Here is a 19,258-nt window from a genome sequence, read left to right as displayed (position 1 = left end):
CTAATCTACCTTAACGACAAACGTGATTTTACCGGTAGAAAACTCAGCCGCTGCACCACCTTGCTTTTTAAATGATATCTGGTTTACTACCTGACGATAATAAGCCAACACATCATTTGAGACATTATATTCCAAGGGAACTGCCTGTACTACTCTTCCCATATCGTCAATAGTGATCTTAAAAACAATTTTACCGTTTCGGGTGGATACTCTGTCATTGATGTTTGGTCGCTGCGCAAAATCCCAACCTGCAAGATCCAGACTATATCCATCTCCCGAATTGGCTCCTTTTCCGGAACCCACTCCCATAATGGCTCTCCCATCTACAGTTCCTTTCGGATCACCTTCATCTCCTTTATCTTTGGAAGTCCCCTGAGCTCCACCGGAAGCAGGTGCGGTTCCTTTTCCTGAGGTCCCTCCTGCGCCAAAGATCGCTCTCTGATCAATTTTGGGCTGTTCGGGAGCTTTTTGCACTGTTTCTTTCTCTTCGGCTTTTGCAGGTGTTTCCACAGGCTTGGCAGCTTCTTGCTTTGCAGGTTCGGGCTTTTTGGTCTGCTCTGTAGCCTTTTCCTCACCTCTGATAGGTGATGGTTTGGTAGTCACCGCTTTATTTACAGAAGGTTTAGGTTGTGTGGCAGGCTTAGCAGTCTCTGTCTTGGGACTTGGTGCAGGAGTGGCAGGTTTGGTCACTTGCGGAGCTATTTCTCCGGGAGCGGCTGCTTCCACTACGGGCGTAGGTACTTCTGAGGGAGCGTTGGGGCTGTTCCGTTCACCGGAACCGGTCGGTGTAAAACCAAGATTAAGTTCCAAACCGAATGCAGGCAATGGCGGAACAGGCTGCTTCCATACCACAATAAAATAGAGCGCAATCAAAAGCAACACGTTGAAGATAATGGTAATTATCCACGATTTTTTCTTGCTTTCGTTCTCTATTTTTTCTGCGTCCCAGTATTCCATTTCATTTGATAATAAATTGTCTTTTAATGGCCAAATGGAATCTCGCATTAAACCATTCCAGTATTTGAGGTATGAGAAATACTCGATTTCTTTTTAGAATGGTTTTGTTGCGATAGAAACATTTGCTTCCAATCCTGCTGCAATTCCTCCGATCTCCACTAAATACTCTACAGGAACTTCTTTGTCTATATGCAACACGACCTGACCTTTCTTATCCTTAAGTAAAGAAGTCAATTCTCCCTTGATTTGTTCCCTTGAGACGATCCTATCATTGACAGAATATTTAAGATCCTTAGTCACTGTAACGGTAACTTCCTGCATTATGATGTCTGAAGTCTCGCTGGACGGCAAATTCACAGGCAATCCCGAAGGGGTAATGAAGGAAGAAGTAAGCATAAAAAAGATCAATAACAGAAATATAATATCTGTCATGGATGACATGCTGAATGCCGGATCTACTTTATTTTTAGCCTGAAGTCCCATAGTATCAGTCCTGTAACAAGTCAATAAATTCTATAGAAGAATATTCCATGTTGTGAACAAGCTTGGATACCTTCGATACCAGAAAATTATAACCCAAATAAGCAATAATACCTACTACCAACCCTGCAGCTGTAGTGATCATGGCTTCATAGATACCTTCTGAAAGAAGCTTTGGTGAAACCATCCCCTCTTCTTGTGCTATAGCAATAAACGCCTGGATCATACCTGCTACTGTCCCCAAGAAACCAATCATCGGTGCTGCACCGGATACGGTCGCCAAGAGATTCAAGTTTTTCTCCAACTTGTAAATCTCGATTTTGCCGACATTCTCAATTGCTACTTCTATATTTTTCAATGGGGAACCTATGCGCTCTATTCCTTTCGCAATCATATTAGCAACAGGAGTATGCTCACCTGCACAGAGAATTTTTGCTTTTTCCGTCTGACCACTTTGGACCAAGACTTTCACCTGGTCCATCAGATGCGCAGAGGTTTTAGAAGCTTTGTTGAGCGTAAGTAAGCGCTCTACAAAGATAAAAATCGCCAGAATAAACAGCAGATAAAGTGGAACCATCATGTATCCACCCTTAATTAAAAGATCCAGAAGTCCTATATTGCCTTTAGTGGCCCCCATGGCCAAGCTGTCTGCTGCAGAAAGAGTATCTGTAGAGAGCGTTTGAAGTAAAATCATATTAATATTTCAAAATCCATAAATCTTCTGAGTACTGGTCTTTGACCCGAGCCAACTCTTCGTTGATAGCAGTGAAGCCTCTTGAAGTCCCTATTGCCAAACGATAATTTGTAGCATCTTCGTATGGCATAATCAGGTAAACGGTCTCAGTCCTGTTCTTATATTGCTCAGCTTCCTTTAAAGCGGTAGCTTCATCGGGAAGGCTCGCTACTATAATATAAAATTGAGGACGATCAGCTTTTTCTGTTACCCGAACCAAAGTTCCAGAGACCTTAGACGCAATAGTTGTACCGGTTTGGATGGATTCAGAAGCAGCTAAAACAGAACTTACAGAATCCGTAATTTCCCTTTGATTATCAGAGCTTTCTATTTCTAAATTTAAGGTAGAATTGACGGCTACTTCATCATTTTTTCCATTTGCCAAATCTCCTAAGGATTCCGAAACAAGCTCATCTGAAACAGAGGCAGGAACTACAGATTTATTCATTTGCCAAATAATCACTCCAACTACAGCCAGGGCCAAAATCGCAGCAATCCATATCCAGGAATTGCCGGACTTCTTTTTCTCAATGGTGTACTCAGACCCAGAAACCTTTTCCGGCTCAGCAAAATGAGGTTTAATAGCCTGAATTGTCCTGTTTTTAACTTCAGCGACATCTATTGGAACTGCCTTTCCTTCCTCTTTCTTAAGAGGTTCAGCCTGCGCCAAAGGAACAACTTCCACATAGGGAAGTCCGTAGTCTTTAGGATCAGTCCAGTGCTTATTATCTGTGATTTTACCGGTCATTGTTTTCGGGGAATGTTACGAAACTAAATGAATTGAGTCTAAACCCCAACCCAAAGCTTCAACCATCTTAGAATTTAAAGGATGCTCCTCCGATAAACTGAATTCCCCTCACGGGATAATTCAGCCAACGCATGTTCTTACCGTTCAGGATATTATTGCCTTCGGCAAAAATCGAGATTCTATCAGTGATCCCATAATCCGCTTTCAACTGCAAATCAGCAATCGTTTTCAATTTAACCACCTCATATGGACCAGTAGAAGTTTCTTGACCAAGAATGTCGTTCAAGTCAGCTCCACGGGCTTTGATCCCACCCATCAAATTCAAATTTGCCTGCACAATCAATCGCTCGATCGGGGTTAGCTGATTATTGACTCTCAATTCCCAAATCGGTCTATTCCAAGCTTCAGCCTGAGTGCTCAGATCGTACTGATATAAGTCCAACCTACTATTAAGTGAATAAATATCAGAGAATTTGTATCCCAATTCCGCATTGATATTAAAGACCGTAGTTTTATCATCATATACCAAACTAAACCTTGCAGAATCGGTTGTCACCAGGTTGTTTGTGTAATTATTTACAAAGAAATGCATCTGATTGTAGCGGCTCACATTGGCAGTAGCGCGATAGCTGAATGCTTCCTGAAACTGCCCCTCAATACCTGCTTCGATTTTGTAATTCTGAACCGTGTTGAGCAATTGCTTACTTGGTCCCAAAAATGGATTTTCATTCACAAAGCTGTAGTATGTATTCCGCTGTACATCTCCGGATAATTCAGCGAAAAAGCCAAACTCTTCAGCGAATTGGTAATTAGCTTTCAGCACAGGAAACACATGAAAATCACTTGATTTATTCTCCAATGAATCATTCTCGGAAACAAGGTTTACTCCTGCCGTGAAATTAAACGCCTCGTACTTGTATGAAATCGTAGGGCGGATAGCAAAGTACGTCCTCTTCAACGAATAATTTACATCTTCAGGATTGGTGGAGAAATAAGACAAACCTACCCTCCCTGCCCAGTCATCCGTAGGTCTGAACGTTCCGCTTGCTTCTACACCGATCTGGTTCTCTTTGACCATGTAGCTATCAGTGAAGTTTCTAAAACTCAATTGGCCTTCGTAAGAAAAAGGACCTACTTTTTCAAGCTCCCTAATACCTGCTTTCACCTCTACGGCTTGAAGCACATTTCCGTCAAACCCTGCAAACCGACCATTTTCATCCGTAAGTTGACTGGGATCCAGACCATAGAACTGATAACTGTCCTGATTCCAACTGAGCCCACCAAAGGCCTCGAAGAAATCTGTAAAGTAACTTCCGTCAAACCCTAGATTAGTATGGGATTCTTTGGATTCTTTTCCCAGTACCGGTCCTTTTCCAAAACTCTGATGATTGAGCTGCAATGAATAATTGAAATCGGCAATGTCTGTACCCATGTATCTGGCTTCCAACAGCGGAGAGGCAAAGTTGCCATAGCCTGCCCGGATGTATCCCGGATACAGATCAAGTCGCTGGGGCACATAGACTTTCTGTGAAGGCTCAGCTTTCAAATCCAAAGGCTTCAGATTCAAAGGATAACCGGTCACCAGGTAATTATATTCACTCAAACCTGTAGGTTTAGGCAATACAGGCAATTTCTCGTACATTCTTGGCTGTACAGGTACAGTGAGCACTCGGTCTTTTCTGATCACAAATTCCTGATCAGTAACCGCCCCTCTCTGCTGAGTCTGCGCCAGAGCCCATCCGGATGTCAAACCGATAATCCCTGTCAAAAGGATAGTTTTCGCTAGCTTTTTCATGGTTTAATTAAGCGTTTGAAGTTTGGATTGAGCCATTTCTTTGATTTCAGCATTTGTAGAATTTCCTACTATAGATTCCAGGGTCGCTTTCGCCTGGAACTCCTCCCCGCTCTTCACATAATTATCAGCCAAGAGTAAGAAGATCCTCCCATACCAGTAGTCATAATTGACAAATGGACCCGACTGATCAAATATTATCTCGTTTGACTGTGTCACCTCTCCCTTATCCTGTAAGGCAAATGCCAACAAATAAAGCCCTTCAGCTCCCTGCTCAGTCTTGTAGTCGTTTACCAATGCTGTCAATGTCAATTCAGACTGCGGTTTCTGGTCCAATTCCCGTTGAGATTTTGCCTTAATAAGTAAAGCCTTGGGAGATGATTCAGGGATCACTCCGTCCAGGGTAGATAGACGCTCAGCCTGCGTGATTGCCTGCTGATATTTTTTGGTTTCAAAATTTGCGATCATCAATCCCTGCACAGCCTCAGCTTCCTCAGGTTTGCTGCGTGCATTTTGAACTGATGTCTCCAAGTATGGAATCGCCTGGGCAAAGTTCTTTCTTTCCAATTCTATCATGCCTATTTTCTGCATGGCACGGATTCGCTGAGGAGAAGCAGGTTCGCTTTCCAGCGTTTTGAACTGCGCCAATGCCTTATCAGTATCACCAAGCTGCATATAACTGTCTCCCAAGAAGTATAATACCTCTGCCCGCTGGGCTGATTGAGGATAATTTTTCAGATAACTTTCAAAACTTCGTATTGCTTGGGAATAGTTTTTATCAAAATAAGTGCCTTTTGCCGCTTCGAATTCTAAGGACTGAACAGATCCACTGCTTGGATTTGAGCCCTTATATTTCGAGAGATAATCAGAAAACTCACCTGATCTTCCTTGAAGAGCAAGCGTCTCCTGCAGACCTTTTAGCGCAGTCTCAGAATTGTCTGAATTTGGGTGATTATTTAGGATTGTGCTATAATCCTTCACTGTCTGGTCATAATTCTGAAGAGAGAAATTTGCGACAGCTCTACCTTCCAGGGCATAAGGAACAAATGGGCTATTCGGTTTGCTACTCAGCAAATCCGTGAAAGAAACGGAAGCAGCTTGATAGCTGGATTCTTCCATATAGATCTGTCCACGCTGAAATAGCGCATCTTCCAGATACAAGCTACTCGGATAGCGGGAGATCAACACATCCAATTGCCCCAAGGCCTCCTGGTTTCTGGACTGGAAATTCTGTACCACAGCCAATCGATAGTAAGCATAATCCGCTCCCGTGTTCCCTTCGCTGATTGCCCGCTGGAAAGTGGAAGCAGCTTCTCCAAATCTCTTCTGTACGTAGTAACAATCTCCCAACCTCAAAATCGCATCGTCGTATTGCTGCTTGTTGGCAATAATCTGTCTATTCTCGGTGAATTTCCTGAACTGCTCCCCTGCTTTCGAATATTGCTGTGAGTTGAAGTAGGCATAGCCAAGTCCATAGTAGGTTTTGGATACGGTACCATTCGCTCCTGAAGGACGATTGCTAATCACCGACTCATAAGCTTTGATGGCCTGCGGCAAATTATTGGCAGCGGAATTGATCTCTCCTTTCCAAAAATAGGAGTCTAAAACCAAACTTTTGTCTACAGGGAATTGCAGTGATTTATCGATGTAAGCCAAAGCCGGATTCCATTTTTGATCCCTGTAATAGGCCATTGCCTGATAGAAAGCTACTTTCTGATAAGCTTCCCGGATTCGGGGAGACTTATTGGATATCTTGTCCATCTGCTCAATGGCACGCAGGTAATCGTTGGTATTGACGAGTGCTTCAGAAAGCAAACTCTCGGCTTCTGCCCTATATTTCCCCGACGGATAGGTATCCACATATTCATCCAAAGCCGCGATTGCAGATTGGAAACTTCCTTTCTGCAGATTCACTTTAGCATAATTGAAAATAGACTCTTCCTTGATCGCCGGGTTGAAATCAGACTTGGCTGCTGACTGGAAGCTTGTAGAAGCAAACTGATAATTCTCCAATTTCATATAGGCATGCGCCAAATAATAACTTGAAGCCTGTCCTATTTCATCAGTAGCTGATGCAGAGACTTTCAGGTAATCGGTAGCCCGCTGATAGTTTTTGATTTCAAACTGGGATATCCCTGCTTTATAAATTTCCTCTCTTCCCAACTCACCTTTACGTGAATTAATGAAGGCATCGTAGTTTTCAGCAGCTTTTGGAAAGTTCTTTTTGGCATAATAAGCCTCTGCCAAGTACAGATAGATCGTCTCTTTTCTCTCCAAATTTTGGCCGCTAGTCAACTTCGGCTCTGCATAACTGATCAATTGATCATAATTTCCCTGCCTGTAATAAAGCGCCGCCAATAGATAGGGAACCTTATCGGCGTAGTAGGGAGATTGCGAAGCAGTCTGAAGATCCGAAATGGCTTTTGTAGTATTGCCACCCTCCATGGCTATAAAGCCACTATAGTAATAGGAATCAAAACTCGCCTGTTGATTAAGTGCCTTCCCGGCATCGAAATAGGGAGCTGCCAGCTCGTATTGCTTCAGCTGAAAATGAGAATAGCCCTGCTTGAACAGTACTTCAGCGCGATTCTCCAAAGTTAACTTATCCGTATTGACCAGCTTGTAGCTATCCAGTGCCTCGGCAAAATTTCTCTTGAAGAAAAAATGATCTCCCAGATACAACCCCGCTGTGGTCACAGAGGGATCATTTCCATAGTCATAAATATATTTTTTCATCAAGCCTGCACCGTCAGGACTTTCCAGCTGCAGTGCAGCCATGGCTCTGTTCAATTCGGCGGACTTTGCCTGTCCTGAGTTTACAGGCTTTTCCAAAAGCCTGGTATTGTCATAGATACTTGCAGAAAAAAGCTGCTTGTCAAAAAGGGCTAGATTGTGATCTAGCTTCTGTTGGGGACTGGTCTGATAGAGGGTAGACTGGGAATACGCCTCCAAACTAAGTCCAAGGCTCGCCAGGAGCACAAGGTGATATTTCATATGATTACATTTTTTTCTTAAAGGCCATATGGAATCTCGCCGGGTTTATAATCATCCCTCTGCGTATCGTCTTCGACATGCTCGATTTCATTGTTTATATTTTGTTTTAAGAGGTTAGATGGAATCTCGCAAGGCGAATAATCATCCCTCCGTGTGACTTTTGAGTCATGCTCGATTTCATGTGTTTATAATTGACTTTGAATGGCCATATGGAATCTCGCAGGGTCTTTAATCACACAAAGTGTCCGCCAACGACATACTCGATTTCATAAAGTGGCTTAGGTAATCAGTGCAAAATCTTATAAACAAGCTCGCGGAGGTTTTCTGCATCGCTCAGACTTCCGGAATCTACTCCCTTGAAACGAAGATCAGCCTCTTTGATGTATCCGAATACATCAATTACCTTGCCCAAATTATAGTTTCTGGACGCTACCATATATTCTTTGACCACAAAAGGTGGCAGTCCCAAAAGACTGGCTAGCTGCTGCTCGTTTGCTCCTGATTTTTTCGCCTGATGGATTAAAGCAATCCTCGTAAAGTAGTTGAACATCAACGAAAACATGGGAATCACCGGGTTTGCCTTGGGATTCTGGATGAAATAGTGGATTATCTGATTCGCCTTCACCACGTCTTTAAATCCAATTGCTTTGAGAAACTCAAAATTATTGTAATCCTTATTGATGCCTATGTATTTGGAAATATGCTCAGAAGTGATTTTCGTCGGTTCCCGGAAATTGATAAGCATCTTACCTATTTCATTGGACAGTACTTCCAGATTATTCCCTATAGAATCGGATAAAAGCTGTGCTGCCCGCGAATCTATCGAGTGCTCAGTTTCCTTAATAAATCCTTCTATCCAGTCCGTCAGCTTGTAATCTTTGACCTTCTCCGAGCGCACATAGACCGTTTTCTTATCCAACTCTTTGTAAAGGGCGCTTCTTCCGTCCAGCTTTTTGTACTTATGGGCGAAAACCAAAATGGTACTTGGAAGTGGATTTTGCACGTAGCTGATGAGAAGCTTTTGCATGTCTTCTTTCCCAAGGTCCGCAAGACTTTGGGCTTCCTTGATGATCACTACCTGTCGGTCTGCCATCATCGGAAATTTTCTTGCATTATTGAGGATCACACCGACATTTGAATCCTTCCCATAAAGCACCACTTGATTAAATCCGCGTTCATGTTCGGCAATTGCATTTTTCTCTATGAAGTCGGTAATTTGATCAATAAAGAAAGGCTCCTCCCCATCCAAAAAGTAAATAGGAGCAAACTTTTTCGCTTTCAGATCTTTAAGTACGGCTTGTGGTTGTTGGGGCATAATTCTATGTAATCTCAGACCTTAAAGATAACAGGCCTATTCATTTGCCTGCAAAAACCGCTGAAAGATTCTTTGTTAAACTATTCAGGGCTTAACTTTGTCTTTGTAAGAGTAACAGCTTTTATAGAGCAGTCAGGAGACTGCATTATGATAAGTCCAAGCCTGCCTCCCGTCAGGCAGGTCTGAAGACTTTAACTAGCCTTAAGAAAAATTAAAATATACACAGCGTCCCTTTGCGTGACCTTTGTGTTCTCTGTGGTTAAAAAAATTAGATTATGAGCTTCGAAAAAGGAATTGAATTATATAAATCAGGGAAATTTGAGGAGGCTTTGGCCATTTTTGATGAATTGGTAAAAGCTACTCCCAATCATACACAGCTGCACCTTAATCGTGGCAGGATACTTTCAAGACTTGGAAGAACCGGGGAAGCGCTGGTAGAGTTTGACCTGATTACATCGCTGGAACCATACAACACAGACTTCATCTCCGATAGAGCAGTGGTATTGCACCTACTCAAGAGAAATGAAGAAGCGCTCACTGAACTTGACCGGGCAGCAAATCTGGACCCGAAAAACCCTTATCGCTACAGCAGCCGGGCATATTTAAAAGATCGAATCGGAGACCTTAAGGGAGCAATTGAAGATTACGGGAAAGCCATTGAGTTGGATCCTGAAGATGCAGTTTCTCACAATAATATGGGCCTCGTAGAGGAGAAACTGGGTTACAAGGAAAAGTCAAAGAAAAGTTTCGAGAAGGCTGATGATCTAGTGGGCTATAAGCCAAAAGAAACATCTACACCAAGTCCAAAGCCATCTGAAGAAGGTTCTGACTTGCCTAAAGTTGGTCCAAAATCAATTGAAAAACCTGCAGTCCCAGTTCAAAAGAACGAAATGTCATTTAACCATTTCTTAAATACGTTGGGTTCTATGTTCACAAATGCAAAGACACGTAAAGAATTTGCTGATTATTTAAAAGGGGTGTTTGGCAGAAAAAAAGAGTGAGTAAAAACTTAAGAAATCAAAGTTTAAACAATATTTTTTGGTCTTGGGCAGTCTGAATCCTGCATTATACTAGTGTCATGTCAATGCTTAAATGACGGGTAAGGCGGTAGGGTATTTTGGACTAGATCAAGGCACAAAAAACGAGCATAGCCGTAGCTATTTGAGGCTTTTTGCAACGCAGAGGTAGGCCAAAAGACACCCCGGATTACCCGTTGGTTTAGGCTTGACACGACACTATGACCAAGTCAGAAGACTCATATCTTTGAACCAAATTGTATATCCGCGAAAACTCCGAGAACTTTGCGGTTAAAAAAAAACTACCCTTTAAAAAGACTTAATCACCCATAGCGGCTTGTTGATAAAATAAGCCATTTTTTTTGAAAGGCTTTTCGAAAAAATCTGATCAAAGAATGACTTCTTTTCACTGAGGGTTACCAGCATATCACCTTTGGCAGTCTGTAGGTAGTTTTCTAATCCCAAAGCGACATCATCGCGAAAGGTTTTCAAGACGTAATTGACTTTGTCATACTTAATGAAAGGCCGAATCTCTTCCACCATAGTTATGTGCAGTGATTTATCGAGGGCTTTATGACTGGTAGTAACATGTACCAAATCAATTTCTGAATCGAAAAATCTGGCTAACTCTACGATTTTTTGAATTGCAAGCTTATCCTCCTCCATGTAATCACTTGCATATACAAGCTTACGTGGAGCCTTGAAATAAACTTTCCGGGGAACAACGAGGATGTCACGATCTGATTGCTCCACAATTCTACTGGCACGGGAGCCTATGATGTTTTCTCTGAAATCATTTACTCCCTCAGTTCCCACCACTATCAAACCTGCATTTATTTCTTTGGCAAAATCTAGGGTTTCTTTGACAATACTACCTTCTTTTACTACTGACCTACAACTTTTCAACCCATTCTGTATGCCCTCCTTGATGACGGCACTTTGCAGATTGTTAAGTTTTTCATTTACAAACTCATTCTGGTGCTTTCCGGACACATCCGAGGGAGACAATTTCTTATAATCCTCTCTATTTAGCACATGGAAAAGAATCAAATCAGCCTTGTATTTTTCTCCCAATCTGGTCGCATACTCGATGGCATTCAGCGAGCATTCAGAAAAATCCGTTGGGCACAATATTTTAAAAGCTTGATCCATAGGTAATTTAGTAACCCCTTGTTCGATTGACAATATTAATAAGTTCTCTGCTTTCTTCGATTCGCTTGATGTTTTCTATCACTTGGGGTGCAGCTGCTTGAGGATTTGTCACACTAGCTATGTGCGGAGTCATCGTTATTTTATCATTTCCCCAGAAAGGATGGTTCTCAGGTAAAGGCTCCTCTCTATACACATCCAGCATGGCACCGGCCAACTGTCCGCTTTCCAAAGCTTTTATCAAATCATCTTCCACTAAATGTTTACCTCTTGCTACATTAATGAGGTAAGTATTTGGACTGCATTTTTCAAAGAGTTCACTATTCAAAATATTCTCGGTGTCGGGCGTAAGCGGCAGCAAGCACACCAAAACATTTACTTTCTTTAAAAACTCATCCAACCCATCCTTTGAATAATACGGGTACTCAAAGTCATGTTTCTCTGAAAAACCAAATCCGACCACGGGAAAACCCATATAATTGAGCTTGTCCATCACGTCTTTTCCCAATGCCCCCACTCCCATCACCCCCACGGTCACATCCAGTTCCGGATTACTCATATCCCAAACTTTCCTTGCTTGGTTTACTTGATAGCGAGCCGTCTGTCTGTGGAAATTCAATACAGCCATTATCACATAGTTGGTCATGGAAAAAGTGAGCTTTTCATCCACTATACGTACAATCGGCATGGATGAAGGGATAGACTTATCTCGGAGAATATGGTCTACACCGGCTCCCATGGAACTGATCAACTTCAAATTTGGAAAATCTGAGAGTATTCCTTCCGGATGCTGCCACAGAAAAACATATTTCACTTTTTCGGGTTCTGCGATATCAGGGTAGATCTCAATTGCCAACTCGGGTGCAAGAGCTTTAAATTCTTTAATCCAAACGTCCGGATCCTTGCCGGGACTTATAATAGCTAAACTCATAATGTTCTATACGGATGTCATAAGTTGAGGATGAAAAATCACAATAAACATTCTAGTTCATGTAAAAAATTGGGCATTACACGTTGTAATATTCCATTAAAAAGTATCAAATTGCATGGCTTTTCCAAACATACTTTCAGGTTTTACGCTTAAGAAACTTTAAACCAAATTATAACTTCTATTCCAATGAAACAAAAGATTGCATTCACTTTAGCCTTTTTGCTGTGTAGCTTAATTTCCTTTGCGCAGCAAATCCAAATGCCTCAAGCATCACCATCAGCAAAGATTGCCCAGAAAGTGGGGTTGACAGATATCACGGTGGATTACAGTAGACCAAGCACAAAAGACCGTAAAATCTTTGGAGAACTGGTTCCTTATGGACAGGTTTGGAGAACGGGTGCAAACGGCGCCACTACACTTTCCTTTTCTTCGGATGTGCTGATAGACGGAAAGACTATTCCGGCCGGTCAATATGCACTTTACTCTATTCCGGGCAAATCCGAGTGGACGATGATTCTCTCCAAAAACATCAAACTATGGGGAGCCATAGGATATGACCAAAGTGACGATGTACTTCGCTTCAAAGCAAAGCCTACAAAACTGAAAAAGAAAAACGAAACCTTCGAAATCAGCTTTGCCAACATGACTGATACCGGATCTGATCTATCCTTGGAATGGGAAAAAACCCGTGTGGATTTCAGAATAGAAACTGAAGTAGATCCTCTCGTAATGTCTCAGATCAAAGAATATGTAATCGACAGCCATACGAAAGACCCAAGCCTGCTATACTCAGCGGCCAGCTACTATTATACCAATAGCAAAGACATCAATCAGGCATACAACTGGATCAATGAATGTGTGGAAGACGATCCAAAATATTGGACCATGCACATGAAAGCTAAAATTGAAGCTGCTTTAGGCAAAAAAAACGATGCGGTAGAGACGGCCGAAAAAGCTATGAATTTGGCTGATGAAGCAGGAAATCAAGATTATGTAGGATTAAACGAACGATTGATAAAATCCTTGAAGTAAATTCATTTGGCCCGGTAGTCGAATACCTAGGAAAATTCATCAGAAGAGGCTGTCTCCAATTTTTTTTGGGCAGCCTCTTTTTTATGAAAGTCTTTTTTAAACCACGGTAGGCGCTGAGTTTTTTTTTATTTTGAGGAGGCCACAATTAAGAAATGATACTCAGGCAAAGTCGAAGTCTTCTTCTCCAAATACACTTTCATCCCCGCCTGTATCAGTCTCCCCCTCGGGTGGGAAGATATAATCTATGGTGGTTTTTCTTAATCCTGTCCAGTATTCCCAGATGGCAACACTAGCTGAATCAAAGCCGCAAACAGCATTACTGCCACACAGCCTATAGGATTATACCACAAGAAACCTATATCCCAAAGGTTACCGTCTCCTACGTCTCCATTGCTGAAATGAACAAATAAAACCAGTGCCTGGGAAAGCAGAGCTGCAATAAATACTGCTTGCCCTTTCACCCACTTCATAAAAAAGGCAACCAAAAATATCCCGAGAATCGTCCCGTAAAATAAGGAGCCAAGCAGATTGACGGCTTGAATCAAGTTTTCGAACAAGGATGCATACGTAGCAAATAGTATGGCTCCTATACCCCAAAAAGCGGTAAACAGTTTAGATGACTTAAGGTAATGCTTGTCACTGCCATTCTTTTTAATAGATCGCTTATACAAATCCACAGTGCTGGTAGATCCCAGTGCATTCAACTCGGATGCAGTAGATGACATGGCGGCAGAGAAGATTACTGCGAAAAGCAACCCTATAATCCCCTTTGGTAAATTATCCATCACAAAGCGCATAAATACGTAGTCTGTATCTCTAGTCTCTGCCATAGGATCATTGGTCACTATTAACTCCTTCACCTCATCCCGAATCGCATTCTGCTTGGATTTTAAGCCGGTTAACTTCTCCCGAATTTCAGTTTCTCTGCTTTTATCATCCATATCTATAGCATTCAGCATATCCAGATAGGACAACTTACTCTCTTCAAAATTCTCAGCGTATTCAGCCTCCAAGCCTTCTAACTCTCCGGCATAGTCACTTTGACGAAGCTTGTCTGTTTGAACGGTGTTGAAAACGATGGGAGGTAAAAAGAACTGGTAAAACACAAATACCATCACGCCAATAAAGAGAATAATGAATTGCATGGGGATTTTCAGGAACCCATTCATGATCAGTCCCATCCTACTCTGGGAAAGTGTCTGACCCGATAGATAGCGCTGCACCTGGCTCTGATCTGTACCAAAATACGATAGGAAAAGAAAAACCGCAGCGGTCATTCCCGACCAGACATTGTAACGATCCGAGATATCAAATTCCAGGTTGATCATATTCAGCTTGTCCATCTTTCCCGCTACATGAAGTGCTTCCTGAAAGGAAATAGGAAGCATCTGTATCACAATGATGCCAGCCAGAATCATCCCTCCCATCATTACAGCCATTTGCTGCTTTTGGGTAATAGAAACAGCTTCCGTACCACCCGAAACGGTATACAGGATAACCACCGAGCCGATTAGGATATTTGTAGCCGTCAGATTCCAACCGAGTAAGGTGGACAGAATAATAGCCGGCGCGTAGATGGTAATTCCCGCTGCCAAACCTCTCTGTAGGATAAAAAGCAGAGCGGCAAGTGTCCTTGTTTTCAGATCAAAGCGGTTTTCCAGAAACTCGTACGCCGTGTAAACCTTCAGTCGGTAATAAATAGGAATGAAAACCACCGAAATAATAATCATCGCCAGCGGTAACCCAAAGTAAAACTGAATGAACCTCATTCCGTCTTCGTATGCCTGTCCCGGCGTACTCAGAAATGTAATAGCCGAAGCCTGAGTGGCCATTATGGATAAACCAATCGACCACCAATTCATGGAGTTTTTACCTCTCAGATAAGAATCCAGACTTTTGGCACCGTAGGTTTTATAAATTCCGTATGTAGTTATAAGCGCTAAAGTCCCAAAAAGAACTATCCAATCCAATGTACTCATGCGTAGGCTACTTTAAGCCAATAGAACAAGGTCATAAGTACAAAAAGACATGCTATCAATCCTGCATATAGATACTTCCAGCGTATAGGTTTTTCCTCCAAAATTACTGCTCGATAAGATTGATAAATAATTTAGTAGCTCCGGGTACTCCTGCAGGCAGTTCTCTAAAAAACGAGATTCCTGTATAAATATAGGTGCCTTTACCGTAGGTGGTATAAATCAAGGATCCTTTCAGAGGCTCCTCGCCCGGGTCTTGGAAAGAAAGTGGAGTAGAATATTCAGGGGCTATATCCTCCTGAAAGTAAAGCCCTCTTTCTTGAACCCAATTATCAAAATCCTCTTCTGTAATCTTATTTGGACCGGCCAAAACAGGATGATTCCAATCAGCCTCAAATGGAGAATCTTCTACAGTGACCCGGTCTCTGCTGATCGCAAATGGATAAGGTCCGAAATTTTTAATCAAAAGGGGTCTGCTCACATTATACTGCACTACTACAGTGCCTCCGTTTTCTACATACGTCATTAGGTTATGTTCGTTGGCAGCAAGCGCTGAATTGGTATTGTAAGCTCTGATTCCTACTACGATGCTCTTGTACTGTGAGAGGTTTGTCAGCGAATAATCAGTAATCTCAGAGACTTGATAACCTAGAGAAGAAAGTACCGCCGGCACATCATCTCCAGCTCCCATGATGTATCCGATTCTGGCTTTGGAAACTACCCAGTCTTCTTGAATCAAATTAATAGCAGCAGGAGAAAAATAGGTAAGATTCGGAATATGCTTATAAGAAATCCGATGCGTAACCTGATCAAAGACTTTTTTATCAGCAGTAGTAAACCGGGCGATTACTTCTCTTTTTTCGTTTTTATTCAAGTTGAACGAAACTCGGTAAACTCTCTTCCTCTGACTCAGATTATCTTCTACTCCCAATATTTCAAACTCAGAATCCTGAAGATTCTCAAAAGACAATTCCCCCTCTTTCAGCTCCCTGCCGAAATTGACCGTGACGGTTACGACAGGATTTACCTCGGGAACAATAAACACATTATGATCTGACACATTTAGGTCAACCTCAGGAACAACTGTAAACGGCTGCTTCACCTCTCCATCTACCTGATCATTATACTTGTATTCCAACGGAACTGCAACTGAGAAGTCTTGCCCGTCGATTTTAAAAGTCAGCTCACCTCCTACTTTCATCTCATTGAATGGCTTACCGATCATACGCTGGTCTTTTACATCGTAGATCGCATCCATTACTGGGTTTTCCAGCCAATAAGGCTGTGACAACGGAGTGTTTTCGGATAGCTGAAATGCAACAGGAACCTCAATAGGGTCATTGTTTACTGTAACTTTTTTCTCAGCAGAATATGAATTACCATACAGCTCAAGTGACACATCTGAAAGTGGGACATCTGAAGGATTGTTTACCACAAGGTTCGCCGTGATTTCTTCACCGCCAAATCCCAACTCTTGATCCGTGACAAGCTCAACTTTTAGTCCCATGACTTCAAAAATCAGCTCATCCAATTTTTGCGTTTTTTCTACAATCCAAGCCGCTTGAGAATTGTCTCCTCCTGTCACATGTGAATTGGCAACCCAAAGCATTTGGCTTATCTGCATTAAATTTTTCAGATTGGAACTCGGCTTTTTAAAATCAAAAGTTAAGATAGCATCTTCAATTTTGCTTTTAATTTCTTTTCCTCCGGGAATTGCTTCCCAGCGATCCGGAATCCCCTCGAACGCTGAGGTTTCAAAGGATTCTCCTCTGATGAATTGAAGATGATCTTCGGAAGCGCCGATTCTTGGAGTAGCACCAAAACCCTGTGATTTGTGCATGGTACGACTATTCGCTGCAATTTCACTGTAAGTTTTACCGAGCAGACTGTTGAACTCACCTACTTGAAAAACCGCATATTTCTCAGTCTCTATAGGCTTGAATTCCCCTCCAAAATTATATGAGTTCCAAAAGATCCTTCTAGTCTGCCAAGTATCCACATACTTTAACTGCTCAGGAAATGCTTTTGGGTCGGGCGCTAGGTCAAATGCTTCCTCTGCCAAAATTGCCGATGTGGTGTGATGCCCATGATTACCTCCTCCGGGCACAGTATTGAACCGGGAAATGATAATGTCAGGTTTGAATTTCCTCACTACCCATACCACATCTGACAACACCTTTTCTTTGTCCCAGTTTTGGAGGGTTTCATCGGGATTCTTGGAATAACCAAAATCCATTGCCCTGGTAAAAAACTGTATTCCACCGTCGGTTTCGCGTGCCCGAATCAGTTCCTGAGTTCTAATCTGTCCGAGTTCTATCCCGAGTTCTTTTCCCAGTAGATTTTGGCCTCCATCTCCCCGCGTCAAACTCAAATAGGCTACCTCTACATGCTCTCCATTTCTCAGGGCAGAAATAAGCTGGGTATTCTCGTCATCCGGATGGGCAGCCACATAGAGTACCCTTTTGGTTTCTTTGAGTTGAAGTAGCTTGTGATAAATCTCCGAAGAAGGGAGGGACTGTGCAGGGCATATCAAACTATTCAGCAAAAGGCAAACAATTGCTAAACAGCTAAGGAAAATAGGCTTGGTCATAAATGGGCGAAATTTATACCTACAAGCTAGGACAACCCGGATGGAAATAAAAACATTTTTTGATTAAAGGAAGCAGGCCGCTTTAATGATGAACGGTTTTTCTCACTTTTCCCGGGATGGTGTATCCTAAAGTAAACTCAAAAAAGTCTGCCTTTGCCTTATGTGCTTTGATCTGCACTCCTGCAAACACGTCGTTTTTCATTCGATAGCGAACACCTATTCTTTCATAGAAACCTGTGGTTTCCTGATTGTAATGTGCTTTACTCAGGTAAACTCCGATGCCAATGGGCATATACAGATTCTCTGTCAGTTTCCATTCCCAAGAGCCCACCACAGCGAAGGAATTCACATCAGAAAAATTAACATTTTCGCCGGGATATCTATCTCTTGCCCCTGCACCATAAAACCAATCTATTCCTATACCACCTCTATATTTATAAGAAAGTTCCCACAGATAATTCACTCCCAAACCTCCCCTGAAGTAAGCTTGTTCATCTATTTCGTAGCTTTTCAATCCTGTATAGGCAGCAATATTCCAAAATCCTCTTCTGTCTAATGGCGGGAAATCCGGTCTGGCACCGGGATTGAATTTTTCCTGGTCAATATTCATTCGAAGCCCGATTGCTATGGGCACAAAATTGATCCCTGCATTAGGCTTTTTTATAGAGCCATTTGAATAATGCTTTGTGCCGACTGAACCGAAGATTCCAAAAGCCGGGGATAATTCATAGTTAGCCTTAAAGCCAAAATGAACATGCACATTGACAGCAGTACCCACAAATCCATTGAGAGGATTGGATTCAGTGTCAAACGGATTCATATTAAATCCCAGACCAATTTGGGTGAAATAGCTGAAGTTGAGTTTGCGATAAATATTATTCTTGCCAAAAGGAAACTCCCCAAATCCATAAATCCCCATTGGCCTGCCAATCTCGGGACTATAATTTACCGTAGAGGTAATCCCTAATCCATAGCTAGGGTACCTGTTTAGGTAATTGTAATAAGTATTATTACTGCTCCTCCAACCAAATCTCACATCAAAGGCGGAGTAATTTATTTTGTCTATAAGCTCATCAGCCCAGTCCTTATTGTTGCCTATAATAGGTCCCTGATCGTAAGAAATCTCAACGAATTTTTTTGATTGTGCCTTGGCTTGGTTGAAGCTTAGTCCAAAAAAAATACACGCAATAATCGGTACTGTCTGCAATCGCATCGCTCCTGTGGGTTTTTCGGATGCAAAGATAAAACTATTGCAAAAACAAGCCTATAGTTTTTTTCAAACTCAACACATCTACCTGACAGTCTTTCAATCTAGGGAAAATTGGTAAAAAAAAAGCCTCTGAATATGATTCAGAGGCTTACTCAAGTTTGGCTAATTTCTAGCATGAAACAATGCGGACAGGACTGGATTATCTGATTTTTTGAGTGTTTGCATTTTTTTCTGGATGTGTACGAAGTCGGAGAAATTGATTTTTGAAGTGTGGGCCCAGTTTATTGCCCTGAATTGGCTGAGGATGTCACCCGTTGTTGTACGGATTGATTTTT

General features: G+C 42.1%; 14 protein-coding genes. 2 read left to right on the top strand and 12 right to left on the bottom strand.

Annotated features, from left to right (window positions below; translation table 11 throughout):
* The 7 genes from J2X69_RS20350 to holA all read right to left on the bottom strand — a co-directional run bounded on the left by J2X69_RS20350 (position 1) and on the right by holA (position 9,019).
* On the bottom strand, positions 1–957 hold the full coding sequence (locus J2X69_RS20350; RefSeq protein ID WP_310107497.1) for an energy transducer TonB: 957 nt from the start codon (positions 955–957) through the stop codon (positions 1–3).
* A 93-nt stretch (positions 958–1,050) separates the two neighbouring features.
* On the bottom strand, positions 1,051–1,440 hold the full coding sequence (locus J2X69_RS20345; protein ID WP_310107495.1) for a biopolymer transporter ExbD: 390 nt from the start codon (positions 1,438–1,440) through the stop codon (positions 1,051–1,053).
* 4 nt (positions 1,441–1,444) lie between these two features.
* Entirely contained in the window at positions 1,445–2,131 is a 687-nt protein-coding gene (locus J2X69_RS20340; protein WP_310107494.1) for a MotA/TolQ/ExbB proton channel family protein, read from the bottom strand.
* Position 2,132: 1 nt separating this feature from the next.
* A complete protein-coding gene (locus tag J2X69_RS20335) occupies positions 2,133–2,918 on the bottom strand; it encodes a hypothetical protein (RefSeq protein WP_310107492.1) in 786 nt (261 codons plus the stop codon).
* 67 nt (positions 2,919–2,985) lie between these two features.
* The gene (locus J2X69_RS20330) at positions 2,986–4,713 is read right to left on the bottom strand and encodes a TonB-dependent receptor (RefSeq protein ID WP_310107490.1); all 1,728 of its coding nucleotides are present in this window, start codon (positions 4,711–4,713) and stop codon (positions 2,986–2,988) included.
* A gap of 3 nt (positions 4,714–4,716) precedes the next feature.
* Positions 4,717–7,704: a tetratricopeptide repeat protein gene (locus J2X69_RS20325; RefSeq protein WP_310107488.1), complete on the bottom strand. Its 2,988-nt coding sequence runs from the start codon at positions 7,702–7,704 to the stop codon at positions 4,717–4,719.
* Positions 7,705–7,990: 286 nt separating this feature from the next.
* On the bottom strand, positions 7,991–9,019 hold the full coding sequence (gene holA, locus J2X69_RS20320; RefSeq protein WP_310107486.1) for a DNA polymerase III subunit delta: 1,029 nt from the start codon (positions 9,017–9,019) through the stop codon (positions 7,991–7,993).
* A 275-nt stretch (positions 9,020–9,294) separates the two neighbouring features.
* On the opposite strand from holA, the gene J2X69_RS20315 reads away from it, so the two are divergent.
* Positions 9,295–10,020, top strand: coding sequence for a tetratricopeptide repeat protein (locus J2X69_RS20315; RefSeq protein ID WP_310107484.1), 726 nt, complete (start codon positions 9,295–9,297; stop codon positions 10,018–10,020).
* A 324-nt stretch (positions 10,021–10,344) separates the two neighbouring features.
* On the opposite strand, the gene J2X69_RS20310 is transcribed toward J2X69_RS20315, so the two are convergent.
* A complete protein-coding gene (locus J2X69_RS20310; protein WP_310107482.1) occupies positions 10,345–11,187 on the bottom strand; it encodes a universal stress protein in 843 nt (280 codons plus the stop codon).
* A 7-nt stretch (positions 11,188–11,194) separates the two neighbouring features.
* Positions 11,195–12,115, bottom strand: a complete 921-nt coding sequence (locus tag J2X69_RS20305) for a glyoxylate/hydroxypyruvate reductase A (protein ID WP_310107480.1) — start codon at positions 12,113–12,115, stop codon at positions 11,195–11,197.
* Between the two features lie 186 nt (positions 12,116–12,301).
* Here J2X69_RS20305 and J2X69_RS20300 point away from each other — a divergent pair, with 186 nt between their 5' ends.
* Positions 12,302–13,147, top strand: coding sequence for a DUF2911 domain-containing protein (locus J2X69_RS20300; RefSeq protein ID WP_310107478.1), 846 nt, complete (start codon positions 12,302–12,304; stop codon positions 13,145–13,147).
* 257 nt (positions 13,148–13,404) lie between these two features.
* Here the strand turns inward: J2X69_RS20300 and J2X69_RS20295 are convergent, their stop codons facing one another.
* The 3 genes from J2X69_RS20295 to J2X69_RS20285 all read right to left on the bottom strand — a co-directional run bounded on the left by J2X69_RS20295 (position 13,405) and on the right by J2X69_RS20285 (position 18,926).
* A complete protein-coding gene (locus J2X69_RS20295; RefSeq protein WP_310107476.1) occupies positions 13,405–15,126 on the bottom strand; it encodes a sodium:solute symporter in 1,722 nt (573 codons plus the stop codon).
* A 103-nt stretch (positions 15,127–15,229) separates the two neighbouring features.
* The gene (locus J2X69_RS20290; protein ID WP_310107474.1) at positions 15,230–17,713 is read right to left on the bottom strand and encodes a PIG-L family deacetylase; all 2,484 of its coding nucleotides are present in this window, start codon (positions 17,711–17,713) and stop codon (positions 15,230–15,232) included.
* An 82-nt stretch (positions 17,714–17,795) separates the two neighbouring features.
* Positions 17,796–18,926 (bottom strand): acyloxyacyl hydrolase, encoded by a 1,131-nt coding sequence (locus J2X69_RS20285; RefSeq protein ID WP_310107472.1) that lies wholly within the window; start codon positions 18,924–18,926, stop codon positions 17,796–17,798.
* Between the last annotated feature and the right edge of the window lie 332 nt (positions 18,927–19,258).

Origin of the sequence: Algoriphagus sp. 4150, from assembly GCF_031457395.1 — a bacterium.
Taxonomy (GTDB): Bacteria; Bacteroidota; Bacteroidia; order Cytophagales; family Cyclobacteriaceae; genus Algoriphagus.
The sequence above is the reverse complement of the archived record's forward strand: the minus strand, read 5'-3'. Positions and strand labels throughout refer to the sequence as shown.